At 70.3% G+C, this 8,953-nt stretch carries 7 protein-coding genes; 3 read left to right on the plus strand and 4 right to left on the minus strand.

Going from position 1 to position 8,953, the window contains the following annotated elements; all coding sequences use genetic code 11:
* Positions 1-58: 58 nt before the first annotated feature.
* The 4 genes from ABT085_RS39615 to ABT085_RS39630 form a co-directional block, all read right to left on the minus strand.
* Positions 59-1,249 (minus strand): flotillin family protein, encoded by a 1,191-nt coding sequence (locus ABT085_RS39615; protein WP_351619803.1) that lies wholly within the window; start codon positions 1,247-1,249, stop codon positions 59-61.
* 11 nt (positions 1,250-1,260) lie between these two features.
* Complete coding sequence (locus ABT085_RS39620; RefSeq protein ID WP_351619806.1) at positions 1,261-1,512, minus strand: NfeD C-terminal domain-containing protein; 252 nt, start codon at positions 1,510-1,512, stop codon at positions 1,261-1,263.
* A 177-nt stretch (positions 1,513-1,689) separates the two neighbouring features.
* Entirely contained in the window at positions 1,690-3,420 is a 1,731-nt protein-coding gene (locus ABT085_RS39625; protein WP_351619809.1) for an outer membrane protein assembly factor BamB family protein, read from the minus strand.
* 114 nt (positions 3,421-3,534) lie between these two features.
* Positions 3,535-4,542, minus strand: coding sequence for a glycoside hydrolase family 26 protein (locus ABT085_RS39630; protein ID WP_351619812.1), 1,008 nt, complete (start codon positions 4,540-4,542; stop codon positions 3,535-3,537).
* Between the two features lie 222 nt (positions 4,543-4,764).
* On the opposite strand from ABT085_RS39630, the gene ABT085_RS39635 reads away from it, so the two are divergent.
* Genes ABT085_RS39635 through ABT085_RS39645 form a run of 3 tightly spaced genes read left to right on the plus strand, consistent with a single transcriptional unit; the run spans position 4,765 to position 8,704 of the window.
* Positions 4,765-5,238: a hypothetical protein gene (locus tag ABT085_RS39635; RefSeq protein ID WP_351619815.1), complete on the plus strand. Its 474-nt coding sequence runs from the start codon at positions 4,765-4,767 to the stop codon at positions 5,236-5,238.
* Positions 5,239-5,264: 26 nt separating this feature from the next.
* Positions 5,265-7,436: a bifunctional polysaccharide deacetylase/glycosyltransferase family 2 protein gene (locus ABT085_RS39640; protein WP_502982931.1), complete on the plus strand. Its 2,172-nt coding sequence runs from the start codon at positions 5,265-5,267 to the stop codon at positions 7,434-7,436.
* Positions 7,433-8,704, plus strand: a complete 1,272-nt coding sequence (locus ABT085_RS39645; RefSeq protein ID WP_351619818.1) for an acyltransferase family protein — start codon at positions 7,433-7,435, stop codon at positions 8,702-8,704. The genes ABT085_RS39640 and ABT085_RS39645 overlap by 4 nt, the downstream gene beginning before the upstream one ends.
* Positions 8,705-8,953: the final 249 nt, after the last annotated feature.

The raw sequence follows: 8,953 nt of genomic DNA on the forward strand, positions 1-8,953 counted from the left end.
GGTCCGGGGCTTCGGCGCGACGAGTTCCCCGGTTCGTCGTGACCGTCGGGGCGGGGTCCTAGTCGACGTCCACCGGACCGTCGTTCGAGCCGGTCCGCTTGCTGGTCGGCAGCTGGAGCAGGCGGTCGGCGGTGCTCTTCGCGGAGCGGTCGCCGTCGGAATCCTTGTCGTTCCCGTTCAGGTTCTGGCGGACCGAGTCGAGGATCGTCAGGCCCTGGGACACCAGCCCGGCGGCGATCTCGCCGAGGCCGTCCGCGCCGTTGAGGACGTTGACGTTGGCGCCCGCGAGGCCGCCGGCGGCCTCCTTGACGATCTGCGGGAGCTGGTCGATCAGCATCCGGTCGAGCGCGACCCGGTCGTACGAGGCAGCCGCCTCCGCCTGGATCTTCATCCGCTGCGCCTCGGCGGCCGCGAGGATCCTGACCCGCTCGGCCTCGGCCTCGGCGGGCTTCACGACCTCGGCCACCAGCTGCTGCTGGCGCAGCTTGGCCTGGCGCTGGGCCAGCTCCGTCTGGGCGGCGAGCACCTCCTGCTGGGCGTGCGCCTGCGCCAGCGGTCCGGCCTGCGCGGCCTTCGCCTGGGCGCGGTCCACCTCGGCCGAGTACTCGGCCTTGACGATGGCGGTCTGCCGGGCGTACTCGGCCTGGTTGCGGGCCGCCGCCTGCTCCGCCTCGACCGAGGCCTGGGTGGCCTGTGCCTGGGCGATCTGCGCCTGACGCTGGATGGCCGCCTTGTGCGGCGCGGACATCGCGTCGATGTAACCGGTGTCGCCGTCGTCGATCGACTGGATCTGGAGCGAGTCGACGGTCAGCCCGATCTTCGCCATCTCGGTCTTGGAGGTGTCCAGGACCTCCGCGGCGAGCTTCTGCCGCTCGGTGACGATCTCCTCGACCGTCATCGAGCCGATGATGGCCCGCAGGTGACCGGCGAAGATCCGGCCGGTGAGCACCGACATCTGCTCCTGGTCGGACAGGAACCGCTGGCCGGCGTTGATGATGCTCTCGTGGTCGTTGCCGACCTTGAAGGCGATGACCGCGCGGACGTGCAGCGCGATGCCCTGTCTGGTCACACAGGTCTCGGTGACCTCGGACTCACACATGGAGAGGGTGAGGAACCGGACCTTCCGGAACACCGGCAGCACGAACTTCCCGTGCCCCGTGACCACTCGGAACGGCGCACCCCCCAGTCCCCGCCTGCCGCCCGAGATCAGCATCGCCTCGTCGGGCGCGGGAACGCGATATCCGAACATGCCTGTACTCCTCAGCTTGCGCCGGCGGTTCCCCCGTCGAGCGCGTCCAATGGATCCATCCACTCGATGACGCCGACCTCACGGCATCCACGCGATTCGATCACGAGCACACTCGTACCTACCGGCAGGGGGGTCTCCGACCAGGCGAGGAAGGTCTCGGAACCGCCGCGGACGCGTACGAGCACCTCGCCCGGGCCGGTGGAACCGCGAGTTCCTATGAGCAGCTTCCCCGTGCAGCCGATCACGGCCTCGTCCTGCGGCATCACCGGCCGTCCTCCTCCTGCTGGCCCCATGATTCCGACGATAGACCCAGTGCGGCCGGGACCCAACGGGCGGGACAGCCTTGCCCGGGAGACCCGGCAACGACGGCTCCGGCGGTCCGTCCGGCGGCACGGCCCGGAGCCTGCGCCAGCGGGGTGCCCGGTGTCCGGTGTCCGGCGTCACCGGTAGAGCCGCACACCGCCGTTCGACCCGAGGGCGTTGAGTTCCAGCACGCCGCCGTCCGCGGTGACGTACACCGTGCCGGAGGTGAAGTTCCACTTGCCGGTCCCCACCGGCAGGCCCGCGACCGGGGTGGTGCGGCCCGTGCGCGGGTCGATGGTGACGAGCTGCGGGGCGCCCGACGTGGTGACGGCGTACACCGTGTCGTCCGCGCCGGACGCGGGGACGGCGAGCGCGGCGGAGCGCACGGTCCAGAGCTTGGCGCCGGTGGTGGTGTCGAAGCCGTCGAGCACCGGGCGGCCGGCGGCCAGGGCCGGGGTGACCAGGACCTTGCCGTAGAGCCGGGCGGAGTGGTCGGCGCCGGATTCGTTGCCCGAGGTGAGCTCGTCGTTGCCGACGGCCAGTTTGCGGCCGGTCCCCTCGGTGTCGAAGACCCGCACGGCGTCCTCGCGCGTGGTGTGGACGGTGGCGACCAGCGGGGAGCCGGAGAGGATGTGCGTCACCTCCGAGTGGGCGCGCTCGGACTTCCGCCAGATCACCTTGCCGGTCTCGCCGTCGTACGCGGTGAGGGTGAAGCGGTTCTTCTTGTCGAGGCAGAAGTCGTCCACCAGCACGGTGCCGGCGACGCCCCAGTCGTAGGCGTTGCAGTAGTGGCCGCGGGCCTTGTAGCCCCAGACGCGGCTGCCGGTGCGCAGGTCCACACCGCCGAGGAAGTTCTCGCTGACGACGGTGGCGACATCGCCCTGGACATGGGTCGTGGCGGTCGCCGCCGTGGGGTGCTTGGCGCTGGTCAGCGGCAGCGACCAGAGGATCTTGCCGGTGGCCGCGTCTACCCCGGCCAGCCAGGTGCAGGCGCTGCTGTCCGGGCCGAAGGCGACCGTGCCGATGCCCTGCGCGCCGAGCGTCGGCGACATCGCGCAGGGCACGGTGGCGTGCTTGGCGGCGGCGGGGAGGCGCGCGGCCTTCCACACCTGCTTGCCGTCGGTGAGGTCGTAGGCCCGCAGGCCGCCCTGGCTGCCGGCCCGCACGAGCAGCTTGTCGGTGAGCCAGCTGCCGATCAGCGCGTCGTCGGAGGCGGGCGCCGGTATCTGCCACTCCCGCGTCAGCTGCTTCGAGGCGACGGCGGCGGCGTCCTCCTGCTTGACCAGGACGGAGGCGGTCGCGCCGGCGGCGACGAGGACGGCAAGGGTGAGCACGATCCTGCCCCACCTGGTCCTTCCGGACCGGCTGCCGTCCGCGCCCGCAGGGGGCTGCGGGCTGACGGCGACGGGCTCGGGGCGGTGGTGGAACTCCGGGTCGAGGACGGCGGCCGTCGCGGGCGGGTAGCCGTACCCCTGGCCCGCCGGTTCGCCGCCGCGCCGGGTCTGCGGGGGTGTGCGGTGACCCGGCTCACGCGGCGCCCGGTCGTCCGTGCGGGGCTCGGGCACCCGCAGCGGCATGGTGGCGTCCCACCGCGTGCCGGAGGAGCCGTACGGCTCCGCCTGCGACGGGTCGTCCCACTCGGCCTGCGAACGGTCGTCCCACTCGGCCTGCGACCGGTCGTCCCACGGCACGGACGGCTGCGTCTGCTGCTGCTTCCGGTACGGCTGCGTCTGCTGCTGCTCCCGGCGGTACGGCTGCGTCTGCCGCTGTTCCCGGTGCGGCTGCGGGGCACCGGTCGGGCGGCGGGGCCGGAAGGCCCAGCCGTCCTCCTGCGGAGCCCCCTGGCCCGGCGACGATTCCGTCGTCATCTCCGTGATCTCCCCCTGCTCGGGCACGCATCCGCATGTGGCGACCGCACTGATGCGCGATGATAAAGGTCGTTTCTTGGGGGCTTGCGCCCGGCTTCGTCGGCTCGTCCCGGATCAGCCGGTCTTGAACGAATGACCGAAGCCGCCGCGGCCCGACTCCACCTGGAACGCGGCGCGGGCACCCACCGAGGTGCTGATCCGCCAGTCCATCAACTGCTTGCCGCCCGGCCAGTCCTTGCGCTGGTCGTACCAGACGAGCCCGATGACACCGGCCTTCGCGGCGCCCCGGAACAGGTCACGGATGTGCGCTTCCTTCTGGTCGCTCTGCGCCACTCCGGTCTCCGCGATCAGCACCGGCTTGTCGGAGAAGTCCGCGATCTGACGCATGGTGGGGGTGAACAGGCTGGAGAAGGCGACGCCGTCGATCGGCCCGTAGTAGCCGATGAGGCCGACCCAGTCGACGTAGGCGTTGCCCGGGTAGTAGGGACGCAGCGCGGCGGTCGTGCCCGAGTCGACCACGTGCGGGGTCCACACCCAGATCACGTTGGTGACGCCCCGCTCGGCGAAGATGTCGTGCACGTGCTTCCAGGACGCGACGAAGTCGGCGGGCTTGGTGTGCTCGGGGCCCCAGGAGTTCCACGGCCCGTTCATCTCGCCGGCGAAGGAGAGGGCCAGCGGGCCGTCGTAGGCGGCGATCTGGTCCGCCAGGCGGCGGATGTAGGCGTCGTCCTCACCCTTGGCGATGTCGGCGAGCGAGGTGTCGGAGGGCACCAGCGCCATCATGGGCAGCTGGCCGTGCTTCCACAGGAAGGCGTTGCCCTCCCCGTCGAAGTCCTCGCCCCAGGGGCTGTAGTACTCGCGGATGTCGGGGGTCCGCCCGGCCTCTTCGGCGAAGGTCGTGACGATGCCGTACTGCCAGGGCGTCTTGTCGTCGACGACGCCGAGCGCCCGGCCGGACGGCTCGAGCATCGACGAGACCTCGTAGTGCGCGGCCGGGGTGGTGGTCCTACCCGCCTCGGCGCCGCCCCCGCCTCCCGTGCCGCAGGCGTCCACCAGCAGCGATACGGCGGCCACGAGGATGGCAGCGAGCGTCAGGCGGCTGCGGCGGCGGGCTATGGCCATGCATCAGGTCCGTTCGAGCAGAGGGGCGAGCGGCGTCGCCGGAACTTTACGAGACCCGCGTGGCTTTTACGGAATCTTCATATTAGTCTAGCGACGCGATCAGGAGCGGTCGGATAATCTCCCTCTCCTCATGCATTCATCGCTTTTTCCGCACTACTTACTGCTTTCGGTGGCGCCGAACCGGCAGATGTGACGCGACGTAGGAAGGCTCGGGAGCCGTCGATGACCAGTACCTCCACGGAGGTCGAGCCTGCTCCCGTCTTCGTGGACCAGACCGGTCAGCGTGGCCGCAGGCTGCGTGGATTCGGCTGGCTGGTCGGCATCGTCTGCACCGGGTGCGTGGTGGCGATGATCTCCGGTCTGATCGGGACCCAGTCGCAGGCGCCCGCCCTCAAGGTCCCCGGCACCGCGAACACCACGCCCCCCGGCCAGTACCTCGACGCGCCGCTGCCCGCGGCTCCCGGCGCCGCAGGGCCCGCCGAGCCCGCAGAGGGCGCCACCGCCACGGCGACCGGATCCGGCGACACCGCGTCCGGCACCACGTCCGACACTGCGTCCGGCGACACGTCCGGCACCACGTCGACGACGGACGACACCACCGCGTCCGACACCACCGCGTCCGGCGCCACGTCCGGTACCGCGACCACGACGGACGGTACGGCGGCGGCAAACTCCGCGACCGTCACCGCGCAGTAGTTCAGACGCGACCGACCAGGAAGTCCATGTCCCGCTCCCGCCGTCACTCCCGGCAGTCCATCGCGCGGCCGCGCCGACTCGCCGCACCTCCCCTGCGCTTCTTCCTGCCGGTGACCGTACTGGCGACCCTGCTGGCGCTGATGGTGCTGCGCGGCATGGCGAACAACGAGGTCTTCCACGACGAGAAGATCGCCACCTCGGTGGACAAGGTCACCGTCCCGACCGGCGTGCTGGAGGGCGGCCCGGTCGTCGACGCACGTGGCGACAAGCAGAACAAGCCGGTCAACTACACGATTCCGGACAAGACCGTCGTCCTCTCCTTCGACGACGGACCGTCCCCCCAGTGGACGCCGAAGATCCTCAAGGTGCTGAAGGAACAGAACGTCCGCGCCGACTTCTTCGTCACCGGCTCGATGGTCACCCGCAACCCGTCGCTGATCCGGCAGATCGTGGCCGAGGGCCACGAGATCGGGCTGCACACCTTCACCCACCCCGACCTCGCGCTGCACTCCGGTTCCCGGCTCACCTGGGAGCTGGGCGAGACCCAGCTCGCGCTGGCCGGTGTCGCCGGCATCCACTCCAGCCTGTTCCGCCCGCCCTACTCCTCCACCGTGGACGCGCTGGACGACTGGTCGTGGCCGGTGACCAAGCAGGCCGGGTCGGAGGGGTACCTGACCGCCTTCATCGACAAGGACACCGACGACTGGAAGCGCCCCGGCGTCGACGCCATCGTCAGGTCCGCCATGCCCGACCTCCCCGGCCAGGGCGAGATGGTCCTGATGCACGACGCGGGCGGCAACCGGGCGCAGACACTGGCCGCGCTGCCCATCATCATCGAGAAGCTCAAGGCCCAGGGCTACACCTTCAGGACCACCGCCGAGGCACTCGGCACCGGCTCCGCCAACACCGAGGTCACCGGCTACGACCTGTGGGTCGGCAAGGCGTTCGTGTGGGCCACCACCTTCTCGGTGAGGCTGATGCCGTGGCTGGTCGGCCTGCTCGCGGTCGTCGGCGTGCTGGTCATGGCGCGGTTCGCGCTGATGCTCGTGCTCTCGGCCGTCCATGTGCGGCGCGTGCGCAGACGCGGCTTCTCCTGGGGCGACCCGGTCACCGAACCGGTCACCGTGGTGGTACCCGCGTACAACGAGCAGGAGTGCATCGCCAACACCCTGCTCTCCCTGGCCACGAGCGACCATCCCATCGAGGTGATCGTGGTCGACGACGGGTCGACCGACGACACGTCCGCCATCGTGGAGGAACTCGCCCTGCCGAACGTCCGGTTGATCCGGCAGCAGAACAGCGGCAAGCCGACCGCCCTCAACACCGGTGTGGCCGCCGCCTCCTACGACCTGATCGTGATGATGGACGGCGACACGGTCTTCGAGCCGTCCACCGTACGCGAGTTGGTGCAGCCCTTCGCCGAACCGCGGGTCGGCGCGGTGGCGGGCAACGCGAAGGTCGGCAACCGCGACACGCTCATCGGCGCCTGGCAGCACATCGAGTACGTGATGGGCTTCAACCTCGACCGCCGGATGTACGACGTGCTCAACTGCATGCCGACCATCCCCGGCGCCATCGGAGCCTTCCGCCGTACCGCGCTCCAGCAGGCGGGCGGCATGAGCGACGACACGCTCGCCGAGGACACCGACGTGACCATGGCCCTGCACCGGGCCGGCTGGAAGGTCGTCTACACCGAGAACGCCCGCGCCTGGACCGAGGCGCCCGTCAGCATGAAGCAGCTGTGGTCGCAGCGGTACCGCTGGAGCTACGGCACCATGCAGGCGATGTGGAAGCACCGGCACGCGCTGCTGGAGCGCGGCGCGGGCGGCCACTTCGGCCGGGTGGGGCTGCCGTTCGTCACCCTGTTCATGGTGATCACCCCGCTGCTCGCGCCCGCGTTCGACATCGGCATGGTCTACGGCGTCGTCTTCGTCGACGCGTACAAGACCCTGGCCGCCTGGTTCGCGGTGATGGCCCTCCAGGCCGTCTGCGCCTGGTGGTCCTTCCACCTGGACAAGGAGAAGGCCTGGCATCTGATCACGCTGCCGGCCCAGCAGGTGGTCTACCGGGTGCTCATGTACATGGTGCTGATGCAGTCCGCCATCACCGCTCTGACCGGAGGCCGGTTGCGCTGGCAGAAGCTGAAGCGCACCGGTGAGGTGGGGCTCGACGTCACGACGGGGGCGATGTCTTCATGAGTACCGCGGAACGAGGTGCCTACGGCACCCGGGACTCCTCCGAGACCATGGCGCTGCGGGTCCTGGACCCCGGCGCGTTCGCCGTGCGGCGCGACGCGGAGCCCGAGGAGGCGGCCCCGGCGCCCGCGCGCAGGCCCGGCCGGGACCGCTATCTCGACCTGCTGCGGGCGCTCGCCCTGGTCCGCGTGGTGGTCTACCACAACTTCGGCTGGACCTGGCTGCCGATCGTCTTTCCCTCCATGGGCGTGATGTTCGCGCTGGCCGGGTCGCTGATGGTGCGCTCCCTCAACCGGCCCGCACTGAGCGTGATCCGCGGCCGGCTGCGCCGTCTGCTGCCGCCGATGTGGCTGTTCGGCGCGGTCGTGGTGCCGCTGATGGTCCTCCAGGGCTGGCGGCCCGACCACCTCCACCCCAACTGGTGGTGGGGCGACCTGGCCTACTGGATCCTGCCGTTCAGCGAGCCGCCGTTCGGGCCCTCGCTGCACACCTTCGGCGGGCACCTGCCGGCCTCCTGGGCCGAGCAGATCTGCGTCCCCCTGTGGTACCTGCGCGCCTACCTCTGGTACGTCGTGCTGTCACCGCTGATGCTCAAGGCGCTGCGGCGGCTGCCCTGGGTCACCCTGCTGGTGCCGCTGGCGCTCGCGTTCGTCATCAACTCCGGCCTGGTCGACCAGACCGGCCGGCTGATGGAAGCCGCCACCGACTTCACCACCTTCGGCTCCTGCTGGCTGCTCGGCATGGCCCACGGGGAGGGGCTGCTGCGCAGGATCCCGCAGTACGTCGTGCCGTCCCTCGCACCGCTGGTGCTCATGTTCGGCTACTGGTGGCTGATGCGGTCGCCGCTGGAGAACCCGCGGCTCGGGCACGACCTGGAAGCGGTACCGGTCGCCCAGGCGGTCTGGTCGTTCGGCGCGGTGCTGCTGCTGCTCCATCTGAGCCCCTCCTGGGAGCAGTGGCCCAAGCCGCTGGAGCGGTTCAACGGCGTGATCAGTCTGCTCAACTCCCGCGCCGTCAGCGTCTATCTGTGGCACTCCTTCGCGCTGGTGCTGACCGAGCCGCTGATCGACCTGCTGTGGAACAGCACCTTCTTCTACGACCACGCGCAGTGGCTGCTGGTCAGCCAGTGGACCCCGCTGGTGGTCGCCGTTCCGCTGATCTGCCTGGCGATCCTGCTCTTCGGCTGGATCGAGGACGTGGCCGCCAAGCGCCGCCCGAGGCTCTTCCCCTACCCGCGCCGCGCCAAGGGACGCCGCCGCATTTCCCAATAAATCTGACAGACAGGTCAGACATGTGACATACCGGCGTGGTTGATCACCATTTGCGCATATCCGATCTTACGCTGCCGCTGTCGATCAGCGACGTCGAAAGGAATGCGATGGCTCCCGCGCTCGATCACGGTCGTCCGCCGGCCCCGAAGTCCGTGCTCTCCCGCCTGAAGGCCCGGGCCGGCGGACGCCGGGGACGGCTGAGGGCCGCCGTCATGGCCGGCGCCCTGCTCGCCGGGGTGACTTCGGTGG

This window comes from Streptomyces sp. NPDC002265 (assembly GCF_040296125.1).
GTDB lineage: Bacteria > Actinomycetota > Actinomycetes > Streptomycetales > Streptomycetaceae > Streptomyces.

Excerpts from the sequence above, each read along its gene's own strand:
- ABT085_RS39615 (WP_351619803.1), bottom strand. The coding sequence starts at position 1,249 with ATGTTCGGATATCGCGTTCCCGCGCCCGACGAGGCGATGCTGATCTCG.
- ABT085_RS39620 (WP_351619806.1), bottom strand. The coding sequence starts at position 1,512 with ATGCCGCAGGACGAGGCCGTGATCGGCTGCACGGGGAAGCTGCTCATA.
- ABT085_RS39625 (WP_351619809.1), bottom strand. The coding sequence starts at position 3,420 with ATGACGACGGAATCGTCGCCGGGCCAGGGGGCTCCGCAGGAGGACGGC.
- ABT085_RS39630 (WP_351619812.1), bottom strand. The coding sequence starts at position 4,542 with ATGGCCATAGCCCGCCGCCGCAGCCGCCTGACGCTCGCTGCCATCCTC.
- ABT085_RS39635 (WP_351619815.1), top strand. The coding sequence starts at position 4,765 with ATGACCAGTACCTCCACGGAGGTCGAGCCTGCTCCCGTCTTCGTGGAC.
- ABT085_RS39640 (WP_502982931.1), top strand. The coding sequence starts at position 5,265 with ATGTCCCGCTCCCGCCGTCACTCCCGGCAGTCCATCGCGCGGCCGCGC.
- ABT085_RS39645 (WP_351619818.1), top strand. The coding sequence starts at position 7,433 with ATGAGTACCGCGGAACGAGGTGCCTACGGCACCCGGGACTCCTCCGAG.